This window comes from Burkholderia sp. JP2-270 (genome assembly GCF_003233675.1).
In the GTDB taxonomy this organism is placed as follows: domain Bacteria; phylum Pseudomonadota; class Gammaproteobacteria; order Burkholderiales; family Burkholderiaceae; genus Burkholderia; species Burkholderia pyrrocinia_C.
This window is the reverse complement of sequence record NZ_CP029824.1, coordinates 282,451-304,761: the sequence shown is the minus strand read 5'-3', so window position 1 is coordinate 304,761 and position 22,311 is coordinate 282,451. Positions and strand designations below refer to the sequence as shown.

General features: G+C 63.2%; 17 protein-coding genes, 2 tRNA genes, 3 rRNA genes and 1 pseudogene. 8 read left to right on the top strand and 15 right to left on the bottom strand.

Features of this window, described 5'->3' with window-relative positions; translation table 11 throughout:
- Positions 1 to 33 precede the first annotated feature (33 nt).
- The 8 genes from DM992_RS01420 to rpe form a co-directional block, all read right to left on the bottom strand.
- Positions 34 to 936 (bottom strand): uracil-DNA glycosylase, encoded by a 903-nt coding sequence (locus DM992_RS01420; protein ID WP_111015399.1) that lies wholly within the window; start codon positions 934 to 936, stop codon positions 34 to 36.
- A gap of 13 nt (positions 937 to 949) precedes the next feature.
- Positions 950 to 1,576, bottom strand: coding sequence for a CYTH domain-containing protein (locus DM992_RS01415; protein WP_111015398.1), 627 nt, complete (start codon positions 1,574 to 1,576; stop codon positions 950 to 952).
- Complete coding sequence (gene trpC, locus DM992_RS01410; RefSeq protein ID WP_111015397.1) at positions 1,576 to 2,361, bottom strand: indole-3-glycerol phosphate synthase TrpC; 786 nt, start codon at positions 2,359 to 2,361, stop codon at positions 1,576 to 1,578. Before trpC ends, DM992_RS01415 begins: the two co-directional genes overlap by 1 nt.
- Before the next feature lie 29 nt (positions 2,362 to 2,390).
- Positions 2,391 to 3,422, bottom strand: coding sequence for an anthranilate phosphoribosyltransferase (gene trpD, locus DM992_RS01405; protein ID WP_111017764.1), 1,032 nt, complete (start codon positions 3,420 to 3,422; stop codon positions 2,391 to 2,393).
- A 13-nt stretch (positions 3,423 to 3,435) separates the two neighbouring features.
- Positions 3,436 to 4,026 (bottom strand): aminodeoxychorismate/anthranilate synthase component II, encoded by a 591-nt coding sequence (locus DM992_RS01400; RefSeq protein ID WP_111015396.1) that lies wholly within the window; start codon positions 4,024 to 4,026, stop codon positions 3,436 to 3,438.
- 13 nt (positions 4,027 to 4,039) lie between these two features.
- A complete protein-coding gene (gene trpE / locus DM992_RS01395) occupies positions 4,040 to 5,533 on the bottom strand; it encodes an anthranilate synthase component I (RefSeq protein WP_111015395.1) in 1,494 nt (497 codons plus the stop codon).
- 357 nt (positions 5,534 to 5,890) lie between these two features.
- Positions 5,891 to 6,655: a phosphoglycolate phosphatase gene (locus DM992_RS01390; protein ID WP_111015394.1), complete on the bottom strand. Its 765-nt coding sequence runs from the start codon at positions 6,653 to 6,655 to the stop codon at positions 5,891 to 5,893.
- Positions 6,656 to 6,659: 4 nt separating this feature from the next.
- Complete coding sequence (gene rpe, locus DM992_RS01385) at positions 6,660 to 7,346, bottom strand: ribulose-phosphate 3-epimerase (protein WP_011883156.1); 687 nt, start codon at positions 7,344 to 7,346, stop codon at positions 6,660 to 6,662.
- A 183-nt stretch (positions 7,347 to 7,529) separates the two neighbouring features.
- Between rpe and apaG the strand changes: the two genes are divergently transcribed.
- Complete coding sequence (gene apaG, locus DM992_RS01375; RefSeq protein ID WP_083534227.1) at positions 7,530 to 7,904, top strand: Co2+/Mg2+ efflux protein ApaG; 375 nt, start codon at positions 7,530 to 7,532, stop codon at positions 7,902 to 7,904.
- A gap of 14 nt (positions 7,905 to 7,918) precedes the next feature.
- Here the strand turns inward: apaG and DM992_RS42595 are convergent, their stop codons facing one another.
- A complete protein-coding gene (locus tag DM992_RS42595; protein ID WP_239511302.1) occupies positions 7,919 to 8,062 on the bottom strand; it encodes a hypothetical protein in 144 nt (47 codons plus the stop codon).
- 28 nt (positions 8,063 to 8,090) lie between these two features.
- Between DM992_RS42595 and DM992_RS01370 the strand changes: the two genes are divergently transcribed.
- Entirely contained in the window at positions 8,091 to 9,215 is a 1,125-nt protein-coding gene (locus DM992_RS01370; RefSeq protein WP_239511301.1) for an MltA domain-containing protein, read from the top strand.
- Between the two features lie 252 nt (positions 9,216 to 9,467).
- Here DM992_RS01370 and paaK read toward each other — a convergent pair whose 3' ends face one another.
- From paaK to paaN, 5 genes are all read right to left on the bottom strand, one after another.
- Positions 9,468 to 10,766, bottom strand: coding sequence for a phenylacetate--CoA ligase PaaK (gene paaK, locus DM992_RS01365; RefSeq protein WP_111015393.1), 1,299 nt, complete (start codon positions 10,764 to 10,766; stop codon positions 9,468 to 9,470).
- A gap of 38 nt (positions 10,767 to 10,804) precedes the next feature.
- Positions 10,805 to 11,257, bottom strand: a complete 453-nt coding sequence (gene paaI / locus DM992_RS01360; RefSeq protein WP_111015392.1) for a hydroxyphenylacetyl-CoA thioesterase PaaI — start codon at positions 11,255 to 11,257, stop codon at positions 10,805 to 10,807.
- Between the two features lies 1 nt (position 11,258).
- Complete coding sequence (paaG, locus tag DM992_RS01355) at positions 11,259 to 12,050, bottom strand: 2-(1,2-epoxy-1,2-dihydrophenyl)acetyl-CoA isomerase PaaG (protein ID WP_111015391.1); 792 nt, start codon at positions 12,048 to 12,050, stop codon at positions 11,259 to 11,261.
- A gap of 45 nt (positions 12,051 to 12,095) precedes the next feature.
- Positions 12,096 to 13,298, bottom strand: a complete 1,203-nt coding sequence (gene pcaF, locus DM992_RS01350) for a 3-oxoadipyl-CoA thiolase (RefSeq protein WP_111017762.1) — start codon at positions 13,296 to 13,298, stop codon at positions 12,096 to 12,098.
- Between the two features lie 87 nt (positions 13,299 to 13,385).
- Entirely contained in the window at positions 13,386 to 15,092 is a 1,707-nt protein-coding gene (paaN, locus tag DM992_RS01345) for a phenylacetic acid degradation protein PaaN (RefSeq protein ID WP_111015390.1), read from the bottom strand.
- Between the two features lie 129 nt (positions 15,093 to 15,221).
- Between paaN and DM992_RS01340 the strand changes: the two genes are divergently transcribed.
- From DM992_RS01340 to rrf, 6 genes are all read left to right on the top strand, one after another.
- A complete protein-coding gene (locus DM992_RS01340) occupies positions 15,222 to 15,998 on the top strand; it encodes an enoyl-CoA hydratase (protein WP_111015389.1) in 777 nt (258 codons plus the stop codon).
- Positions 15,999 to 16,567: 569 nt separating this feature from the next.
- Positions 16,568 to 18,100 (top strand): 16S ribosomal RNA (locus DM992_RS01330).
- 62 nt (positions 18,101 to 18,162) lie between these two features.
- Positions 18,163 to 18,239 (top strand) — tRNA-Ile (locus tag DM992_RS01325).
- Between the two features lie 36 nt (positions 18,240 to 18,275).
- Positions 18,276 to 18,351, top strand: a tRNA-Ala gene (locus tag DM992_RS01320).
- 291 nt (positions 18,352 to 18,642) lie between these two features.
- Positions 18,643 to 21,524 (top strand): 23S ribosomal RNA (locus tag DM992_RS01310).
- Positions 21,525 to 21,676: 152 nt separating this feature from the next.
- Positions 21,677 to 21,789 (top strand): 5S ribosomal RNA (rrf, locus tag DM992_RS01305).
- The 16S, 23S and 5S rRNA genes sit together here with 2 tRNA genes alongside, the layout of an rRNA operon.
- A 202-nt stretch (positions 21,790 to 21,991) precedes the next feature.
- Here rrf and DM992_RS01300 read toward each other — a convergent pair.
- Positions 21,992 to 22,261: pseudogene (locus tag DM992_RS01300) on the bottom strand (nuclear transport factor 2 family protein); the annotation flags it as partial.
- Between the last annotated feature and the right edge of the window lie 50 nt (positions 22,262 to 22,311).

The window sequence follows — 22,311 nt, the reverse complement described above, 5'->3', positions numbered from 1 at the left end:
GCATCCCGGCCTGCGACAAGGCCGGCGCGGCCGTTACGCGAGCGTTTCGGCCACTTCCGGCAGGCGCCAGTCGATCGGTTCGCGGCCCGCTTCGACCAGATAGTCGTTCGCGAGCGTGAAATGGCGGCAGCCGAGGAAGCCGCGGTGCGCGGACAGCGGCGACGGATGCGGCGCCTCGAGCACGCAATGCGCGCTCGTGTCGAACAGCGCGCGCTTCGCCTGCGCGTGCGCGCCCCACAGCATGAAGACGAGCCCGCGGTGGCGGCCTGCGAGTTCACGGATCAGCGTGTCCGTGCATTGCTCCCAGCCGCGCTTCGCGTGGCTCGCGGCCGCGCCGCGCTCGACCGTCAGCACGGTGTTGAGCAGCAGCACGCCCTGTCGCGCCCACGTGTCCAGGCAGCCGTGGCGCGGCGTGTCGTGACCGAAGTTCGCGGCGATTTCCTTGAAGATGTTGCGCAGCGACGGCGGCGTGCGGACGGCAGGCGGCACCGAGAACGCGAGGCCGTGCGCCTGCGGCGTGCCGCGATCGTCACCGTGGTACGGGTCCTGGCCGAGGATCACGACCTTCACGTCGTCCGGGCTCGTCAGGCGCAGCGCGCGGAACACGTCGGTCGGGTAGACCGCCTTGCCGGCCGCACGCTCGTCGTCGACGAAGCGGCACAGCGGCGCGTACGCATCGCTGTCGATAAAGGGTTTCAGCACGTCGCGCCAGACGGCCGGCAGCGCGTCGAATTGCGCGGCGAGATGCGGGACGTCGGCGGCAACGGGCTGCGGCGCTGCGGAGGCCGGGGCCGCCGCGGCTTGCTTCGCGGGCTTGCGGCCCGCGGAGGGCGACGCGGAAGTCGGGGACGGAATATCGGCCGGTGCCGTTTCCGGCACGGGATCGTCGAACAGCGACGCCTGTTGCGGCGCGCGGGAAGTCTTGCGGGTTGCCATGCGTGATGCGTGTTTATTGCGTGCGCAGCCGGTAGCCGCGCTGCGCCTTGCTGATGTTTTCGGGAGCGAGGCCCGGCAGCGCCTGCTGCAGTTCGGCGGCGAGCGTCGCGAGCGCCGCTTCCGGGCCGTCGATCAGTTCGAGTTCGATTTCGCTGATCGGTTCGCGGCGCGTTTCGTGGTCCGCCTGGACGACGATCTCGCCGAGGTCCACCGCCGCTTCGACGGTTGCGCCGCCGATTGCGATGCGCCACAGCGTACGCGAAAAATCCGTGCGGAACAGTGCGCGCAGCGCGCTCGCCGCGTCATGCAGCGCAGCGGCGGCTTCCGGCACGTCGCAGGCCGCGACGAGCGCATCGATCTCGAGCGCGTCGCCGGCCACCGGCAGTTCCCATTCGTGGCGGCGATGCAGGCCGCCTTCCGCGCTGCCGACGGTCTTGAACGTCTGCAGCCAGCCTTGCGGCGCGCGGCGCACGCGCACGGCGCTCTTCGAGCGGGCCAGCGCGAGATCGGGCGTGTCGTAATAGACGTTCGCGAGCGTGATGTCGTGACCGGGTTCGCCGGTCAGCGTCTCGAAGAAGCGCCGCGCGGCCTCGGCCTGGCCGGCCGGCAGCGCGAGCTTGATTTCCTTTTCGATCGCCATCAGAAGAACATCCGCGCGAGTTCCTCGCCCGGCTGCTCGGCGCGCATGAACGCTTCGCCGACGAGGAACGTGTTCACATTCGCCGCGCGCATCGTGTCGACGTCGATGCGCGACAGGATGCCCGATTCGGTCACGACGATGCGGTCCGGCGGAATCATGTCGAGCATGTCGAGCGTGGTCTGGATCGACGTCTCGAACGTGCGCAGGTTGCGGTTGTTGATGCCGAGCAGCGGCGTCTTGAGCGTCAGCGCCTGCTCCATCTCGTTGCGGTCGTGCACTTCGACCAGCACCGCGAGGCCGAGCGAGTGCGCATACGCTTCGAGGTCCTGCATCAGCGGCGTGTCGAGCGCGGCGGCGATCAGCAGGATCGCGTCGGCGCCCATCGCGCGTGCTTCGAGGATCTGGTAAGCGTCGACGATGAAGTCCTTGCGCAGCACCGGCAGCGTGCAGGCTGCGCGCGCCTCTTCGAGGTAGCGGACGCTGCCCTGGAAGAACTGCTCGTCGGTCAGCACCGACAGGCATGCGGCGCCGTGCGCCGCATACGAGCGCGCGATGTCGGCCGGCACGAAATGCTCGCGCAGCACGCCCTTCGACGGGCTTGCCTTCTTGATTTCGGCGATCACGGCGGCGTCGCCGGCCGCGTGCTTCGCACGCAGCGCGCCGACGAAGTCGCGCAGGTCGCGCGCGGATGCATCCAGCTTCAGTGCCTCGAGCGGCGTGCTGCGCATGGCCGCCGCGACTTCTTCGCGCTTGACGGCGATGATTCGGTCGAGAATGTCGCTCATGTGGGTTCCTGCTTGAGTCGTAAGGGGAGTCAGCGCTTGAACTGCTGCGTGAAGCGCACGAGTTCGTCGACTTTCGCGCGCGCCTTGCCGCTCGCGATCGCTTCGCGGGCGAGCTGGATGCCGTCCGCGATCGATTCGGCGACGTTCGCCGCATAGAGCGCGGTGCCCGAGTTCAGCGTGACGATTTCGCGCGCGACGCCCGGCTGGTTGTCCAGTGCGCCGAGCAGCATCGCACGCGATTCGTCGGCATTTTCCACCTTCAGCGTGCGGTTCGACACCATCTGCAGGCCGAAGTCTTCCGGATGGATCTCGTATTCGTGCACCTTGCCGTCGCGCAATTCGCCGACGAGCGTCGCGGCGCCGAGCGACACCTCGTCCATCCCGTCCTTGCCGTACACGACGAGCACGTGCTGCGCGCCGAGACGCTGCATCACGCGCACCTGGATGCCGACGAGGTCGGGGTGGAACACGCCCATCAACTGGTTCGGCGCGCCGGCCGGATTGGTCAGCGGGCCGAGGATGTTGAAGATCGTGCGCACGCCGAGCTCACGGCGCACGGCCGCGATGTTCTTCATCGCCGGGTGATGGTTCGGCGCGAACATGAAGCCCATGCCCGTTTCGGCGATCGACGCGGCGACCTGGTCGGACTGCAGGTCGATGTTCACGCCGAGTGCCTCGAGCACGTCGGCGCTGCCGGACTTGCTCGACACGCCGCGGTTGCCGTGCTTCGCGACTTTCGCGCCGGCCGCCGCCGTGACGAACATCGACGCGGTCGAGATGTTGAACGTGTGCGAGCCGTCGCCGCCGGTGCCGACGATGTCGACGAAGTTGGAATTGTCCTGCACGTCGACGTGGTTCGCGAATTCGCGCATCACGGTCGCGGCGGCGGCGATCTCGCCGATCGTCTCCTTCTTCACGCGCAGCCCGGTGATGATCGCGGCGGCCATCACGGGCGACATGTCGCCGCGCATGATGAGCCGCATCAGGTGCAGCATCTCGTCGTGGAAGATCTCGCGGTGTTCGATCGTGCGCTGCAGCGCTTCCTGCGGGGTAATCGTCATCATGAGGCTCCCGTCAGGCGGCTTGCGCGGCCGCGGCGCGGGCCTGCTTCAGGAAATTCTCGAGCAGCGCGTGGCCATGCTCGGACAGGATCGATTCCGGGTGGAACTGCACGCCTTCGACCGGCAGCGTCTTGTGGCGCACACCCATGATTTCGCCGTCGTCGGTCCATGCGGACACCTCGAGGCAGTCGGGCAGCGATTCGCGCTCGATCGCGAGCGAGTGGTAGCGCGTGACGTCGAAATGTTTCGGCAGGTCGGCGAATACGCCGCGGCAGTCCGTTTCGATCCGGCTCACCTTGCCGTGCATGATGGTCTTCGCGCGCACGACGCGGCCGCCGAATACCTCGCCGATCGCCTGGTGGCCGAGGCAGACGCCGAGAATCGGCTTCTTGCCCGAAAATTCGCGCAGCACGTCGAGCGTGATGCCCGCGTGCTGCGGGTTGCTCGGGCCCGGCGACAGGCAGATCGCGTCGGGATTCAGGCGCGCGATCTCGTCGAGCGTGATTTCGTCGTTGCGGTACGTGTGCACGTCCTCGCCCAGTTCGCCGAAGTACTGGACCAGGTTGTAGGTGAACGAGTCGTAGTTGTCGATCATGAGCAGCATGGTCAGTCTCCGGTCAGAAGTCGCTATCGAGGCCGTCCTGGACCTGTTCGGCCGCACGCAGCACCGCGCGCGCCTTGTTCTCGGTCTCTTGCCATTCGGATTCGGGCACCGAATCCGCGACGACGCCTGCCGCCGCTTGCACATACAGGTTGCCGTTGTGGATCAGACCGGTGCGGATCGCGATCGCGAGATCCATCTCGCCCGAGAATGACAGGTAGCCCACCGCACCGCCGTACAGCCCGCGCTTGACCGGCTCGAGCTCGTCGATCAGCTCCATCGCGCGCACCTTCGGCGCGCCGGACAGCGTGCCGGCCGGGAATGTCGCGCGCAGCACGTCGTAGTTCGTCATGCCGGGTTTCAGCTTGCCTTCGACCGAGCTGACGATGTGCTGCACGTGCGAGTACTTTTCGATGACCATCTTGTCGGTTACCTGCACCGAGCCGATTTCCGCGATGCGGCCGACATCGTTGCGCGCGAGGTCGATCAGCATCACGTGCTCGGCGATCTCCTTCGGATCGTTGAGCAGCTCGGTCGCGAGTTCCGCATCGCGCTCGGGCGTGTTGCCGCGCGGGCGCGTGCCGGCGAGCGGGCGAATCGTGACGATCTGGTCTTCGCCGCGCTTTTCCTGGCGCACGAGGATTTCCGGCGATGCGCCGACCACGTGGAAATCGCCGAAGTTGTAGTAGTACATGTACGGCGACGGATTCAGCGAACGCAGCGCGCGATACAGCGACAGCGGATTGTCGCGGTACGGCTTGGTCAGCCGCTGGCCGACCTGGATCTGCATCAGTTCGCCGGCCGCGATGTATTCCTTCGCCTGGCGCACGGCGGCCAGATAGTCTTCCTTCTTGAACTCGCGGAATGTCTCGGTGCGCACGCTCGCCGACGTGACGGGCGGCTGCACGGTCGTGCGCAGGCGCTGCTTCAGTTCGCGCAGGCGCTGTTTCGCCTTTGCGTAGGCTTCCGGCTGGCCCGGGTCCGCATAGATGATCAGGTACAGCTTGCCGGCGAGGTTGTCGATCACCGCGACTTCCTCGGTCAGCAGCAACTGGATGTCGGGCAGGCCGAGATCGTCGCGCGGCGCGGTGTTCGCGAGCTTCTTCTCGATATAGCGCACTGCGTCGTAGCCGAAGTAGCCGGCGAGACCGCCGCAGAAGCGCGGCAGGCCCGGACGCTGCGCCACCTTGAAGCGCGCCTGGAACGATTCGATGAATTGGAACGGGTCGCCGTCATGCGTCTCGACGACCTGGCCGTCGTGTACGACTTCCGATACGCCGTTGCGGGTGCGCACGAGGGTGCGGGCGGGCAGGCCGATGAACGAGTAGCGGCCGAAGCGTTCGCCGCCGACCACCGATTCGAGCAGGAACGAGTTGGCGCCCGCGCGTTCGGGCTGGGCCAGCTTCAGGTAGAGGGACAGCGGCGTTTCGAGATCGGCGAGGGCTTCCGCGATCAGCGGGATGCGGTTGTAGCCTTCGTTCGCGAGCGATTGGAATTCGAGTTCGGTCATGTTCCGGTCCTGTTCGGGACGAGCGGCGCGTGCGCCAGGGATCACTTGACGCTGCGCGGGTTGCCGTCGGCGAAAGGGCGGTCGATCGAGAAGTGCCTGTTGCCGGCCGGCACTCCGGGCGTGAACGTCGCGAGCCTGCGGCCGATCCTGAACGCAAGCGTTCGGACGCGGTGGAACTCGAGGTGGTGCGACGATCGGCGCGCGGATGCGCAGCGAGATAAAAAACGGCGCTGAAGACGTGCTTCAGCGTACCTCATCGAAGAGGTTAGCGCGACCAGCGACGCCAGGGCCAGGCTCCCCGGTCGATGCTGCTCAGACTCCGTTTTTTATTCAGAAACATGCGGATGGAAGAAATAATCAGATGGTTGGCCGGCCGGCGTTGTGCGCGGTGATCGCGCGGGCTGCGACCAGCAACGAATCGACTATACCATCCGAATTTATCGTTTGTATAGCTTTGCCGTGGTTATAGCCGTACGGCACCGTCAGTGTCGCCATCCCGGCCGCACGGCCCGCCAGCGCATCGTTTTCCGAGTCGCCGATCGCGACCGCCGCGTCCGGCGCGACGCCGAGTGCGCCGCAGGCCGTCAGCATCGGCAGCGGGTCGGGCTTCTTGCGTGCGACGCTGTCGCCGCCGAGCACGATGCCGAAGCAATCGGCCAGCCGGTATTGTTCGAGCAGCTCGACCGCGAAGCGGTGCGGCTTGTTTGTCACGCACGCGAGCCGGATGCCGGCCGCGCGCAGCGCGTCAAGACCGGCGGCCACGTCCGGATAAAGGCGCGTATGGCGGCCGTTGATCTTCGCGTATTCGGTCTGGTAGATCGCCAGTGCGTCGTCGAAGCGCGCGTGCGCCTCGTCGGCCGGGAAGCGCGGCTTCAGCACGCTCCGGATCAGGTGTTCGGAGCCCTTGCCGACGTAGCCGATCACTTCGTCGCGCGACGTGGCCGGTGCGTCGAGCCGCGCAAGCATCCCGTTCAGGCCGGCCGTGAAATCGTCGGCCGTGTCGACCATCGTGCCGTCGAGATCGATCAGCGCCGCGTCGATGCGCGGCGCGGCGAAGCGGATCGGGGCGGCGTTCGTTGCGGCCCCGGCCGGCGCACGGCCGGCGAGCGACGATTCGGCCACGGCGTCAGCTCCGCTCGACGGTGGCGAGCGCGGCGCGCATCTCGTCGATCACCTTGCGGTAGTCGGGCTTGCCGAAGATCGCCGAACCGGCGACGAAGGTGTCGGCGCCGGCCGCCGCGATTTCCGCGATGTTGTCGGTCTTCACGCCGCCGTCGACCTCGAGCAGGATTTCGCGGCCCGTGCGCTCGGTGTACGCGTCGATACGTGCGCGTGCTTCGCGCAGCTTGTTCAGCGTTTCCGGAATGAACGACTGGCCGCCGAAGCCGGGGTTGACCGACATCAGCAACACGAAGTCGAGGCGATCCATCACGTGGTCGAGGTAGTTCAGCGGCGTGGCCGGGTTGAATACGAGGCCGGCCTTGCAGCCGTGGTCGCGGATCAGCGACAGCGTGCGGTCGATGTGATCGGAGCCCTCCGGGTGGAAGCTGATCAGGTTCGCACCGGCCTTCGCAAAATCGGGCACGATCCGGTCGACCGGGCGTACCATCAGGTGCACGTCGATCGGCACCTGCACGTGCGGGCGGATCGCTTCGCACACGAGCGGGCCGATCGTCAGGTTCGGCACATAATGGTTGTCCATCACGTCGAAGTGGATCCAGTCGGCGCCGGCGGCGACCACGTTGCGGACTTCTTCGCCGAGCCGTGCGAAATCGGCCGACAGGATGCTGGGAGCGATGCGGAATTGGGTCATGGCAGGGGGAGCGGGGACGTTGCGGCGCAAAAGCGACATTCTACCGTCCGGCGGCCGGCTCGCGGCGGCGGCCCGTTCGGTTGCGGCTCGATTCCGCATCAAGCAGAATGCCGAACCAAAGCGGCGCGTCCGCGGCCCCGTCGCCCATGCCGGCACGGACAGTCACCCTCCAGTGGAAACACCATGAGTCAGTATCAGTTCACCGTTTCGGTGAAAACCAGCTACTTGCCGGAACAATCCGACCCCGATCGCCGTCAATACGCATTCGCGTACACGCTGACGATCCGCAACACGGGGCAGGTCGCGGCGCAACTGATCGCGCGTCACTGGATCATCACGGACAGCGAGAGCCACGTGCAGGAAGTGAAGGGGCTCGGCGTCGTCGGGCACCAGCCGCTGCTGCAGCCGGGCGAGCAGTTCGAATATACGAGCTGGGCCGTGATCGCGACGCCGGTCGGCACGATGCGTGGCGCGTATTTTTGCGTGGCGGAGGACGGCGAGCGTTTCGAGGCGCCGGTCGACGAGTTTGCACTGCACATGCCGCGCACGCTGCATTGAGCGCGCAGAGCGCGTCAGCGCGGCTGGCGATCGTTGTTGCGGGCGTGCTTCTTTCTGCCCGACGACGTCCACATGACGATGAAGATCAGCAGGGCAAGCGCTACGAAAGCTTCGAGCGCGAAGATGAGCATCGGATATTGGTCGAGAAAATCTGACATGGCGGTTTCCATCAAGAACGGACATTGTATGTGGTTTGGGCCCCGGCTGGCCGGCTGGGTTGCGGCGGCCGCGGCGGCGGCGCTGCTTGCCGCGTGCGGCGGCGCGCCGACGCGAACGTCGGCGCTCAAGCCGCCGGCCGGCGCGGCGATCGTGCCGGGGCAGGTTGCCGCGAAGCGGCTCACGCCGGTTGCGTGGCAGCAGGTGCCGGGCTGGCAGGACGATTCGCTGCTCGGCGCGACGGCCGCGCTGCGGCAGAACTGCGCGCGGCTCGCGCGCCAGCCGGCCTGGCAGCGCGCTTGTGCGGCCGCCGACCGGCTCGACGAGCTGGACGTCGGCAGCGCCCGCACCTTCTTCGAAACGTATTTCACGCCGTTCCAGCTCGCGAACACCGACGGTACGCTCGACGGGCTCGTGACCGGCTATTACGAGCCGCTGCTGCATGGCTCGCGCGTACGCCGCGGCCCGTATCAGTACGCGCTCTATCGCTGGCCGGCCGGTTATCGCGCGGGCGCCGCACTGCCGGCGCGCGCGCAGCTCGAGCGCGCAGGCATCCTGAACGGCAACGAACTCGTATGGGTCGACGATCCGATCGAGGCATTCTTCCTGCAGGTGCAGGGTTCGGGGCGCGTGCTGCTCGACGATGGTTCGGTGATGCGGGTCGGCTTCGGCGGCACCAACAACCAGCCGTACCGCTCGATCGGCAAGTGGTTGCTCGATCGCGGCGAGCTGACGCCCGCACAGGCGACGATGCAGGGCATCAAGGCGTGGGCGAAGGCGAATCCGAACCGCGTCGACGCGTTGCTCGACACGAATCCGCGGTTCGTGTTCTTCCGTGACATGCCGATCAAGGAGGATGCGCCGCACGGCGGCGCGGACGGCCCGATCGGCGCACTCGGCGTGCCGCTGACGGCGGAGCGTTCGATCGCGGTCGATCCGTCGTCGATCCCGCTCGGCACGCCCGTGTTCCTGCAGACCACGCGTCCGCTGACGAATACGCCGATGAACCGGCTCGTGTTCGCGCAGGATACGGGCTCCGCGATCAAGGGCGGCGTGCGGGCCGACTATTTCTGGGGGCTCGGCGACGACGCAGGCGACCAGGCCGGCCGGATGAAGCAGGTCGGCCGGATGTGGCTGCTGTTCCCGAATTCGTGACGTGAGGCGGCGCCGGCTGCTCGGGGGCCGCCCGCGCATGAGGTGCGGCATTCGTGGGCGCGACGGTGCGCGTGGAGTACGTCGGTTTGAGAGCGGTGTACCCGCGTGGTTTCAGTTCGTGTGATGCGCCTGTCGCGTTGAACGATGTCGCGGAACACAATCAATAGCCCGATTGGCGTTGGCCGATCGGGCTATTTCTTTTGTTGCGCAACGGGATTGCCTCTCCGCGCGACGCACGCGCAGCGTCTGCCGTCAGCCCTTGCGCTTGTCGACGACGCGGCGCGCCTTGCCGACCGAGCGCTCGATCCCGTTCACGGGCAGCACGTTGATCACGGCCGTCACGCCGATCAGCGACTTGATGTCATGCGCGAGCGCCTGTTTCGCCGCGTGGATCGCCGCCGTATCCGGAGCGGTGTCGGGACAGGGCTCGACGTTGAGCGTCAGCACGTCGAGCGGGCCTTCCTTCGTCAGCACGATCTGATAGTGCGGTGCGAGCGCGCGCTGCTTGAGCAACTGTTCCTCGATTTGCGTCGGGAACACGTTGACGCCGCGTACGATCATCATGTCGTCCGAGCGGCCGGTGATCTTTTCCATCCGGCGCATCGTGCGAGCGGTGCCGGGCAGCAGGCGCGTGAGGTCGCGTGTCCGGTAGCGGATGATCGGCAGCGCCTCCTTCGTCAGCGACGTAAACACGAGCTCGCCGAGTTCGCCGTCCGGCAGCACTTCGCCGGTGTCCGGATCGATGATTTCCGGATAGAAGTGATCTTCCCAGATGGTCGGGCCGTCCTTGGTCTCGACGCATTCGGACGCGACACCGGGGCCCATCACTTCGGACAGTCCGTAGATGTCGACCGCGTCGATGCCCATCCGCTGCTCGATCGCGACGCGCATGTCGTTGGTCCATGGCTCCGCACCGAAGATGCCGATGCGCAGCGAGCTCTGCGCGGGATCGAGGCCCTGGCGCTCGATTTCGTCGGCGATCGACAACATGTAGCTCGGCGTCACCATGATGATGTCGGGCCGGAAATCCTGGATCAGTTGTACCTGCTTCTCGGTCTGGCCGCCGCCGAAGGGGATCACGGTCAGTCCTGCACGTTCGGCGCCGTAGTGCGCGCCGAGCCCGCCGGTAAACAAGCCGTACCCGTAGCTGACGTGTACCTTGTCGCCGCGGCGTGCACCCGCGGCGCGAATCGAGCGCGCGACGAGATTCGCCCACGTGTCGATGTCGCCGGCCGTATAGCCGACGACCGTCGGCTTGCCGGTCGTGCCCGATGACGCGTGGATGCGCGAGATCTGGTCCTGCGGCACGGCGAACATCCCGAACGGGTAACTGTCGCGCAGGTCGCCTTTCGTCGTGAACGGGAAGCGCGACAGGTCGGCGAGCGTCTTCAGGTCGTCGGGATGCACGCCCGCGTCGTCGAACTTGCGACGATAGACGGGGGAGTTGTCATACGCATGCCGGAGAGACCACTTGAGGCGTTCGAGCTGCAGCGCGGTCAGCTCGTCGCGTGAGGCGGTCTCGATCGGCTCGAGCGGTAGCGGGGTAGTCATGCATGTCTCCAGTGTTTGTTATGTGCGAGCCGTTGACGTCAGCGGTCTTCCGGGATGACCGTGCCCTTGATCTGGGCGGATTTGCCGCGAAACATCGCGACCGTGTCGCCTGTCTGGTTCGTGACGCGGATGTCGTAGATGCCTTGGCGGCCGGCGCGCGCCTGTTCGATCGCTTCGGCCGTCAGCACGTCGTCGCCGTGCACGGGGCGCAGGAATTCGATCGAGCAGCCGGCCGCGACCGTATTCAGGTTGTACGAGTTGCACGCGAACGCGAACGTCGAATCGGCGAGCGTGAAGATGATCCCACCGTGGCAGGTCCGATGCCCGTTCAGGAATTCGGGCCGCACGCGCATCTGCAGGCGTGCGTAGCCGGCGCGTACTTCCGCGATTTCCATGCCGAACGCGCGACTGCATGCATCGGCTTCGTACATGGCCTGCGCGGTGGCGCGGGCGAGAGAATCGGGATCGAGTGTGGCGGTGGCGGCCGTCATGTCAACGCCCCTCGAAGCGCGGAGCACGCTTCTCGATGAATGCCTTCACGCCTTCCGCGTAGTCGTGCGACTGGCCCAGCTTGCGCTGCAGGTCGCGTTCCAGGTCGAGCTGCTGGTCGAGCGTGTTCGTGACGCCGTCGCGCATCGATTGCTTGATCGATGCGATCGCGAGCGTCGGCAACTGCGCGAGCTGGGTCGCGAGCTGGCGGACTGATGCGGCGAGTGCGTCGTCGTCGACCGCGCGCCAGATCAGGCCCCATTGCTCGGCCTGTTCGGCACCGAGCTTGTCGCCGGTCAGCGCGAGCCCGAGCGCGCGTGCCATGCCGACGCGTTGCGGCAAGAACCACGTGCCGCCCGAATCGGGCACGAGCCCGATCTTGACGAAGGCCTGGATGAAACTGCTCGAGCGGGCGGCGAACACGAGATCGCATGCGAGTGCGAGATTCGCGCCGGCGCCGGCCGCCGTGCCGTTGACGGCGGCGATCACCGGCAGCGGCAGACGCTGCAGGCGGCGGATCAGCGGATTGAAGTGCTCGTCGATCAGCGTGCCGAGGTCGGTGGACGCGCCCGGCGTGAAGTCGAGGTCGGCCAGGTCCTGGCCCGCGCAGAAGCCGCGCCCCGCACCCGTCAGAATGAGCGCGCGTGCGCCGGCCGCTTCGACTTCATCGAGAGCCGACTGCAGTTCGCGATGCATCGCCCGTGTGAAGCTGTTCAGCTTGTCGGGGCGGTTGAGGGTGATCGTGGCCACGCGCGCGGCCTGATCGATATCCAGCTGAATCGCCTGATAGGACATGCAGTGTCTCCTTCATGACTTCGTTATAGGCGCGCGGCGCATCGGTTACACGCGTTCGATCGCGAGTGCGATGCCCTGGCCGACGCCGATGCACATCGTACAGAGCGCAAAGCGGCCGCCAGTACGCTCGAGTTGATGGAGCGCCGTGGTCACGAGCCGGGCCCCCGATGCGCCGAGCGGATGACCGAGTGCGATCGCACCGCCGTTCGGGTTCACGCGCGGATCGTCGTCGGCGACGCCGAGTATGCGCAGTACCGCGAGACCCTGCGACGCAAACGCCTCGTTCAACTCGATCACGTCGAACTGGTCGATGGTCATGCCGAGCTGGCGCAACAGTTTCTGCGTGGCCGGCGCGGGGCCGATGCCCATCACGCGCGGCTCGACGCCCGCCGTCGCCATGCCGACGACGCGCGCGCGGCGGCGCAGGCCGTACTGATCGGCTGCCTGCGCATTGGCGAGCAGCAGCGCGCACGCGCCGTCGTTGACGCCCGATGCATTGCCGGCCGTCACCGAGCCGTCCGGGCGCACGACGCCCTTCAGCTTCGCGAGGGTTTCGAGCGACGTCTCGCGCGGATGCTCGTCGCGCGACACCACGACCGGATCGCCCTTCTTCTGCGCAATCGTGACCGACACGATTTCCTCGGCGAGCGTGCCGTCCTGCTGCGCGCGTGCGGCCTTCTGCTGGCTGCGCAGCGCGAACAGGTCCTGGTCGGCGCGGCTGATGTTGTAGTCGACCGCGACGTTCTCGGCCGTCTCCGGCATCGAATCGACGCCGTGAAGCTGTTTCATCAGCGGATTGACGAAGCGCCAGCCGATCGTCGTATCGTAGATGTCGGCCTGGCGTGCGAACGCGCTCGCGGCCTTGCCCATCACGAACGGCGCGCGCGTCATGCTCTCGACGCCGCCCGCGACCATCAGCGCGGCCTCGCCCGACTTGATCGCGCGCGCGGCCGTGCCGACCGCGTCCATCCCGGAGCCGCACAGTCGGTTCAGCGTCGTACCCGGCACGGCGGTCGGCAGGCCCGCCAGCAGCGACGACATGCGCGCGACGTTGCGGTTGTCCTCGCCGGCCTGGTTCGCGCAGCCGTAGATCACGTCGTCGATCGCCGTCCAGTCGACGTTGCGATTGCGCTCGATCAGCGCCTTGAGCGGCACCGCGCCGAGATCGTCGGCACGGACATCTTTCAGGGCGCCGCCGTAGCGGCCGATGGGGGTGCGAATCGCGTCGCAGATGTAGGCGTCTGTCATGGGCGTATCGATGAGCAACGAACCCGCCGGGTGGCGGATTCGTTCATGGTAGAGAACGTGGCGGCGTTTGCACGTCGGCCATTCGGGTTATGCCGTTTGGCCAGCTTCCGCGGGTACCGACTTCGGGGCAACATGGACACGGCTTTGCACCACGCGGAACCGGTTGGCGACGAACGCCGGGTCGGCCAGCGCCGCGTTGGCTGCCGGGTTTGCCCCCGTGCCGTGAAAATCGGAGAACGCGGCCGACTGGTTGACGAATACGCCGCCCGTCAGGTTGATCGACAGCGCGACACCGCCGCGCACTGCTGCGTCGTGGGCGGCGTCGACGATTGCGTTGTCGGTGCTGTAGACGGAGAGGGTCAGCGCGCCATGTTCCGCCGCGATTTCACCGGCGAGATCGAGCGATTGCGCGGTCGAGTCGGTCGCGATCACGAACGAGATCGGGCCGAACCACTCCTGCGTGAATTTCTCGCGATCGGTCACGTCGAGTTGCAGCACGAGCGGTGTGCGCACGCGGGCATCGGGGAACGCGGGGTGCTGGAGGGACAGGCTGTCGGCGAGCACGCGGCCGAGGTGGCGGGCGTCGTCGATACGTGCGCTCACGCCATCGTTCTGGATTGCGCCGATCAGTTCGACCGAGCGTGCCGGGTCGCCGGTCAGTTTTTGCACGGCAACCGCGATGGCTTGCGCGACTTCATCGAAGCTCGCATGGCCGTCCGCCGTCCGGATGCCGTCGCGCGGCACGTAGATGTTCTGCGGCGCCGTGCACATCTGGCCGGAGTACAGCGCCAGCGAGAACGCGATGTTCTTGGCTGCGGCCTTCAGGTCGTCGGTCGAGTCGATCACGATCTGGTTGACGCCGGCCTTTTCGGTGTAGACCTGTGCCTGGTGGGCATGGCGTTCGAGCCACGTGCCGTTCTGCGTGCTGCCCGTGAAGTCGATCAGCTTGATCTCGGGGCGCAGCGCGAGGTCCTGAACGAGGGCGCCATCGTTGGGCTCGGTCGCAAGGAGCGTGACGACGTTCGGATCGAACCCGGCTTCGCGCAGCACGTCGCGGGCGATCCGGACCGTGATCGCGAGCGGCAGGATAGCGCCCGGATGCGGTTTGACGATCACGGTGTTACCGGTTGCCAGATCGGCGAACAGGCCCGGGTAGCCGTTCCAGGTCGGGAACGTGCAGCAGCCGAGCACGAGCCCCGTGCCGCGCGGGACGATCGTGTAGCGCTTGTGCATCGCGAGCGGCGGGTTCTTGCCTTGCGGCTTTTCCCAGTGAGCTTCGGCCGGGATGCGGCGCAGTTCGTCCCATGCATAGGCGACAGCCTCGAGCGCGCGATCCTGTGCGTGCGGGCCGCCGGCCTGGAACGCCATCATGAATGCCTGCCCGGTGGTGTGCATCACGCCGTAGGCGATCTCGAAGCTCGCGCGGTTCAGGCGCGCGAGGATTTCGAGGCTGACGCCGATCCAGGCGCTGGGGCCGGCTTCGCGCCACGTGCGTTGCGCGGCGGCTGCGGCGGCGATCAGTGCGTCGGGCGTCGACTTCGGATACCGGATGTCCAGCGCAATGCCGTACGGCGACCGCTCTGCGCCGACCGTGTCGCCGGACGCCGGCTGGTCGAGCGCGAACGTCTTGTCGAGGTGCGACTTGAACGCTGCTTCGCCGTCTGCGTTCGCGCTTTCCCCGTACACTTTGGGACTCGGCATTTCGGCGAACGGGCTCCAGTACCCGCGGCTCTCGATGGCGGCGAGTGCGTGCTTCAGCGTGTCTTCGTGCTTCGTGAACAGTGCATGGGTCATGGCGGCTGCCTGATGGACGGTGAGAGGGGTTGGATCGATTAATTAACCGACCGGTTGGTCGGAGAATGTTAGCATCAAACTATTCGCATGTGCGAGGCGTTTCTCATTTCATTGATCGAGGAGAAATAGATGGCTTACGAGAACATCCTGGCGGAGACCCGGGGGCGTGTCGGGCTGGTTACGCTGAACCGTCCGAAGGCGCTGAACGCGCTGAACGATGCACTGATGGATGAACTTGGCGACGCCCTGAAGGCGTTCGATGCGGACGACGGCATCGGTGCGATCGTCGTGACGGGAAGCGAGAAGGCGTTCGCGGCCGGCGCGGACATCGGCATGATGGCGACCTATTCCTATATGGATGTTTACCGGGGCGACTACATCACGCGCAACTGGGAGACGGTCCGCCAGATCCGCAAGCCAGTCATTGCCGCGGTGTCGGGTTTTGCGCTGGGCGGCGGCTGCGAGCTCGCGATGATGTGCGACATCGTCTTCGCGGCAGACACGGCCAAGTTCGGCCAGCCGGAGATCAAGCTGGGCATCATGCCGGGCGCGGGCGGCACGCAGCGTCTGCCGCGCGCGGTGTCGAAGGCGAAGGCGATGGACATGTGCCTGACCGCGCGCTTCATGGACGCCGTCGAAGCGGAGCGAGCCGGGCTCGTGTCGCGCGTGCTGCCGGCCGACAAGCTGCTCGACGAGGCGATTGCGGCCGCGGCGACGATCGCCGAGTTCTCGCTGCCGGCGGTCATGATGGTCAAGGAGTCGGTGAACCGCGCATACGAGACGACGCTGGCAGAGGGTGTCCACTTCGAGCGCCGGCTGTTCCATTCGCTGTTTGCGACTGAGGACCAGAAGGAAGGGATGGCGGCATTCGTCGAGAAGCGGAAGCCCGAGTTCAAGAACCGCTGATCGGATTGCACCGCGGCAGGTGTCTGGCAACAGGTTGACGCCGGTTGCAGGCGCGATCGCCCGGCCCGTCGAGCCCGAAGCCACCGTGCGCGTCAGCGCACGGTGGCTTTTTCAAAATAATTTCACAAAGGGGCTTGCGCGAAGGGTGCGGGGTGCATAGAATCACGCCTCTTTCGCGCTAACGGAAACGCGGCGCGGAAGAGGGGAAGCGAAGCCGGTGGTGTGCAGCAAGTTGGGTGCACGGCTGGCGCAGGAAGATGGGCCCCGCAGTCGCAACGAAGTGGTTGAAAAAGTTGTTGACGAGCTGCGAAACACGGTTCATAATCTCGCTTCTCTGCTGCTGAAAACGCAGCGCTGCTGAGAAACACGAAGTTTCTCGCAGAAATGCTCTTTAAAAATTAACAGCCGATAAGTGTGGGCGCTTGATGGAAGCGAGCTGATCCTCGGATCAGATAGCGAAAGTATCAAGAGTCTCACACTAAAGTAAGTCAGGTTTATGAAGCAATTCATATTCCTGTCAGCTTTGAGTGAGCGACCGGTTCGAAAGAACCGAAAACAGTAACAGGTTTAAACTGAAGAGTTTGATCCTGGCTCAGATTGAACGCTGGCGGCATGCCTTACACATGCAAGTCGAACGGCAGCACGGGTGCTTGCACCTGGTGGCGAGTGGCGAACGGGTGAGTAATACATCGGAACATGTCCTGTAGTGGGGGATAGCCCGGCGAAAGCCGGATTAATACCGCATACGATCTACGGATGAAAGCGGGGGACCTTCGGGCCTCGCGCTATAGGGTTGGCCGATGGCTGATTAGCTAGTTGGTGGGGTAAAGGCCTACCAAGGCGACGATCAGTAGCTGGTCTGAGAGGACGACCAGCCACACTGGGACTGAGACACGGCCCAGACTCCTACGGGAGGCAGCAGTGGGGAATTTTGGACAATGGGCGAAAGCCTGATCCAGCAATGCCGCGTGTGTGAAGAAGGCCTTCGGGTTGTAAAGCACTTTTGTCCGGAAAGAAATCCTTGGCTCTAATACAGTCGGGGGATGACGGTACCGGAAGAATAAGCACCGGCTAACTACGTGCCAGCAGCCGCGGTAATACGTAGGGTGCGAGCGTTAATCGGAATTACTGGGCGTAAAGCGTGCGCAGGCGGTTTGCTAAGACCGATGTGAAATCCCCGGGCTCAACCTGGGAACTGCATTGGTGACTGGCAGGCTAGAGTATGGCAGAGGGGGGTAGAATTCCACGTGTAGCAGTGAAATGCGTAGAGATGTGGAGGAATACCGATGGCGAAGGCAGCCCCCTGGGCCAATACTGACGCTCATGCACGAAAGCGTGGGGAGCAAACAGGATTAGATACCCTGGTAGTCCACGCCCTAAACGATGTCAACTAGTTGTTGGGGATTCATTTCCTTAGTAACGTAGCTAACGCGTGAAGTTGACCGCCTGGGGAGTACGGTCGCAAGATTAAAACTCAAAGGAATTGACGGGGACCCGCACAAGCGGTGGATGATGTGGATTAATTCGATGCAACGCGAAAAACCTTACCTACCCTTGACATGGTCGGAATCCTGCTGAGAGGCGGGAGTGCTCGAAAGAGAACCGGCGCACAGGTGCTGCATGGCTGTCGTCAGCTCGTGTCGTGAGATGTTGGGTTAAGTCCCGCAACGAGCGCAACCCTTGTCCTTAGTTGCTACGCAAGAGCACTCTAAGGAGACTGCCGGTGACAAACCGGAGGAAGGTGGGGATGACGTCAAGTCCTCATGGCCCTTATGGGTAGGGCTTCACACGTCATACAATGGTCGGAACAGAGGGTTGCCAACCCGCGAGGGGGAGCTAATCCCAGAAAACCGATCGTAGTCCGGATTGCACTCTGCAACTCGAGTGCATGAAGCTGGAATCGCTAGTAATCGCGGATCAGCATGCCGCGGTGAATACGTTCCCGGGTCTTGTACACACCGCCCGTCACACCATGGGAGTGGGTTTTACCAGAAGTGGCTAGTCTAACCGCAAGGAGGACGGTCACCACGGTAGGATTCATGACTGGGGTGAAGTCGTAACAAGGTAGCCGTATCGGAAGGTGCGGCTGGATCACCTCCTTTCCAGAGCTTCTCGCAAAATTGAGCGCTCACGCTTATCGGCTGTAAATTAAAGACAGACTCAGGGGTCTGTAGCTCAGTCGGTTAGAGCACCGTCTTGATAAGGCGGGGGTCGTTGGTTCGAATCCAACCAGACCCACCATTGTCTGGCGGTAGTACCCTGAAGTTCTCTGTATATGGGGGCATAGCTCAGCTGGGAGAGCACCTGCTTTGCAAGCAGGGGGTCGTCGGTTCGATCCCGTCTGCCTCCACCAATCACCAACGCTAAGGGCTTGGTTCAGAGACTGAACCGAGAATTTTGCATTGGCGATTGAGCCAGTCAGAGTGATACGTAGTAGGTATCGGCTGTCGTTCTTTAACAATCTGGAAGAAGTAAGTAATTTGGATAGCGGAAGCGTCTTGAGATGGACGTGGAAGTTATCCGGGTTGTGATTGTATCGATGTATCTCAAGATGATTCGAACTCTATGTTTGACTCAATTTGGAATACGGCACAACGCGAGAACTCAACCTGTAGCGACTGTCGACGAGACAGACTCGTTATAGGGTCAAGCGAACAAGTGCATGTGGTGGATGCCTTGGCGATCACAGGCGATGAAGGACGCGGTAGCCTGCGAAAAGCTACGGGGAGCTGGCAAACGAGCTTTGATCCGTAGATGTCCGAATGGGGAAACCCGGCCCTTTTGGGTCATCCTGGACTGAATACATAGGTCCAGTGAAGCGAACGCGGTGAACTGAAACATCTAAGTAACCGCAGGAAAAGAAATCAACCGAGATTCCCAAAGTAGTGGCGAGCGAAATGGGATGAGCCTTGCACTCTTTATTTGTATTGTTAGCCGAACGCTCTGGAAAGTGCGGCCATAGCAGGTGATAGCCCTGTAGGCGAAAACAGTATGAAAGAACTAGGTGTGCGACAAGTAGGGCGGGACACGTGAAATCCTGTCTGAAGATGGGGGGACCATCCTCCAAGGCTAAATACTCGTGATCGACCGATAGTGAACCAGTACCGTGAGGGAAAGGCGAAAAGAACCCCGGGAGGGGAGTGAAATAGATCCTGAAACCGCATGCATACAAACAGTCGGAGCCTCGTAAGGGGTGACGGCGTACCTTTTGTATAATGGGTCAGCGACTTACGTTCAGTAGCAAGCTTAACCGTATAGGGCAGGCGTAGCGAAAGCGAGTCCGAATAGGGCGTTCAGTTGCTGGGCGTAGACCCGAAACCAAGTGATCTATCCATGGCCAGGATGAAGGTGCGGTAACACGTACTGGAGGTCCGAACCCACTAACGTTGAAAAGTTAGGGGATGAGCTGTGGATAGGGGTGAAAGGCTAAACAAACTTGGAAATAGCTGGTTCTCTCCGAAAACTATTTAGGTAGTGCCTCGTGTCTCACCTTCGGGGGTAGAGCACTGTCATGGTTGGGGGGTCTATTGCAGATTACCCCGCCATAGCAAACTCCGAATACCGAAGAGTGCAATCACGGGAGACAGACATCGGGTGCTAACGTCCGGTGTCAAGAGGGAAACAACCCAGACCGCCAGCTAAGGTCCCCAAATATAGCTAAGTGGGAAACGAAGTGGGAAGGCTAAAACAGTCAGGAGGTTGGCTTAGAAGCAGCCACCCTTTAAAGAAAGCGTAATAGCTCACTGATCGAGTCGTCCTGCGCGGAAGATGTAACGGGGCTAAGCTATATACCGAAGCTGCGGATGCGTGCTTTGCACGCATGGTAGGAGAGCGTTCCGTAAGCCTGCGAAGGTGCGTTGAAAAGCGTGCTGGAGGTATCGGAAGTGCGAATGCTGACATGAGTAGCGATAAAGGGGGTGAAAGGCCCCCTCGCCGTAAGCCCAAGGTTTCCTACGCAACGTTCATCGGCGTAGGGTGAGTCGGCCCCTAAGGCGAGGCAGAAATGCGTAGCTGATGGGAAGCAGGTCAATATTCCTGCACCATTGTTAGATGCGATGGGGGGACGGATCGCGGAAGGTTGTCCGGGTGTTGGAAGTCCCGGTCGCTGCATTGGAGAAGGCGCTTAGGCAAATCCGGGCGCGTAATTCAAGGGTGTGGCGCGAGCTCCTTAGGGAGCGAAGCAATTGGAAGTGGTTCCAAGAAAAGCCTCTAAGCTTCAGTCTAACGATGACCGTACCGCAAACCGACACAGGTGGGCGAGATGAGTATTCTAAGGCGCTTGAGAGAACTCGGGAGAAGGAACTCGGCAAATTGGTACCGTAACTTCGGGATAAGGTACGCCCTTGTAGCTTGACTGGCCTGCGCCAGGAGGGTGAAGGGGTTGCAATAAACTGGTGGCTGCGACTGTTTAATAAAAACACAGCACTCTGCAAACACGAAAGTGGACGTATAGGGTGTGACGCCTGCCCGGTGCCGGAAGATTAAATGATGGGGTGCAAGCTCTTGATTGAAGTCCCGGTAAACGGCGGCCGTAACTATAACGGTCCTAAGGTAGCGAAATTCCTTGTCGGGTAAGTTCCGACCTGCACGAATGGCGTAACGATGGCCACACTGTCTCCTCCCGAGACTCAGCGAAGTTGAAGTGTTTGTGATGATGCAATCTACCCGCGGCTAGACGGAAAGACCCCATGAACCTTTACTGTAGCTTTGCATTGGACTTTGAACCGATCTGTGTAGGATAGGTGGGAGGCTATGAAACCGGAACGCTAGTTTCGGTGGAGCCGTCCTTGAAATACCACCCTGGTTTGTTTGAGGTTCTAACCTTGGCCCGTGATCCGGGTCGGGGACAGTGCATGGTAGGCAGTTTGACTGGGGCGGTCTCCTCCCAAAGCGTAACGGAGGAGTACGAAGGTACGCTAGGTACGGTCGGAAATCGTGCTGATAGTGCAATGGCATAAGCGTGCTTAACTGCGAGACCGACAAGTCGAGCAGGTGCGAAAGCAGGTCATAGTGATCCGGTGGTTCTGTATGGAAGGGCCATCGCTCAACGGATAAAAGGTACTCTGGGGATAACAGGCTGATACCGCCCAAGAGTTCATATCGACGGCGGTGTTTGGCACCTCGATGTCGGCTCATCTCATCCTGGGGCTGTAGCCGGTCCCAAGGGTATGGCTGTTCGCCATTTAAAGAGGTACGTGAGCTGGGTTTAAAACGTCGTGAGACAGTTTGGTCCCTATCTGCCGTGGGCGTTGGATATTTGAAGGGGGCTGCTCCTAGTACGAGAGGACCGGAGTGGACGAACCTCTGGTGTACCGGTTGTCACGCCAGTGGCATCGCCGGGTAGCTATGTTCGGAAGAGATAACCGCTGAAAGCATCTAAGCGGGAAACTCGCCTTAAGATGAGATATCCCTGGGGACTAGATCCCCTTGAAGGGTCGTTCGAGACCAGGACGTTGATAGGTCAGGTGTGTAAGCGCAGTAATGCGTTCAGCTAACTGATACTAATTGCCCGTAAGGCTTGATCCTATAACAAGTCTGCCTTGTAGATCGGCGCCGTGCGAAAGCACTGGCTGCAAGATCCAGAGCGACAAGTTGGATTCTCGTGTGTGATACACACAACCTAATTACTGCTTCTTCCCGATTGGTCGCGCTGCGAAGCAACGCGACAACCCTCTTTGCCTGATGACCATAGCGAGTCGGTCCCACCCCTTCCCATCCCGAACAGGACCGTGAAACGACTCTACGCCGATGATAGTGCGGATTCCCGTGTGAAAGTAGGTAATCGTCAGGCTCCCTAAGCCAGAAACCCCCGCCCAAAAGGCGGGGGTTTTTGCATTGGCGCGGCGCAAATGCGTGCCGCGTCCCGCAGGGGGTAGCGCGCCCCTTTCGTCGCATCAACAGCAACTCACCCACGGCCGTCGGTCGCCTCGGTTCTCTCGAGCGCGACACGGTGAGCCATATCGCTTCCCTCTCCCTCACCTATCTGGCGAGGGTTACATGATCTGCGATGCATGCCCGGCGACGATGCGCCAGCCGGCGCCCGATCGACGCCACAGGCGCGTATAGGCAAATGTGCCGTCGAACGCAGCGCCGTTAAAACGGCCGGCGAGCGCCGCCTTTGTCGTGGTCAGGATCATCTCGCCGATCGCGCGTGCATGCGTTTCATGGAAATCGAGTCCGTCGAGACGCAGCAGCTTCGCGCGATGCGTGGACAGATCGTCCTCCTTCGAGATGACCTGTCCGGTTGGAACGGTGAACACCAGTGAGGCCGGCCCAATTTCCACTTCCAAATGGGACAGTTTTGTGGGCTAGA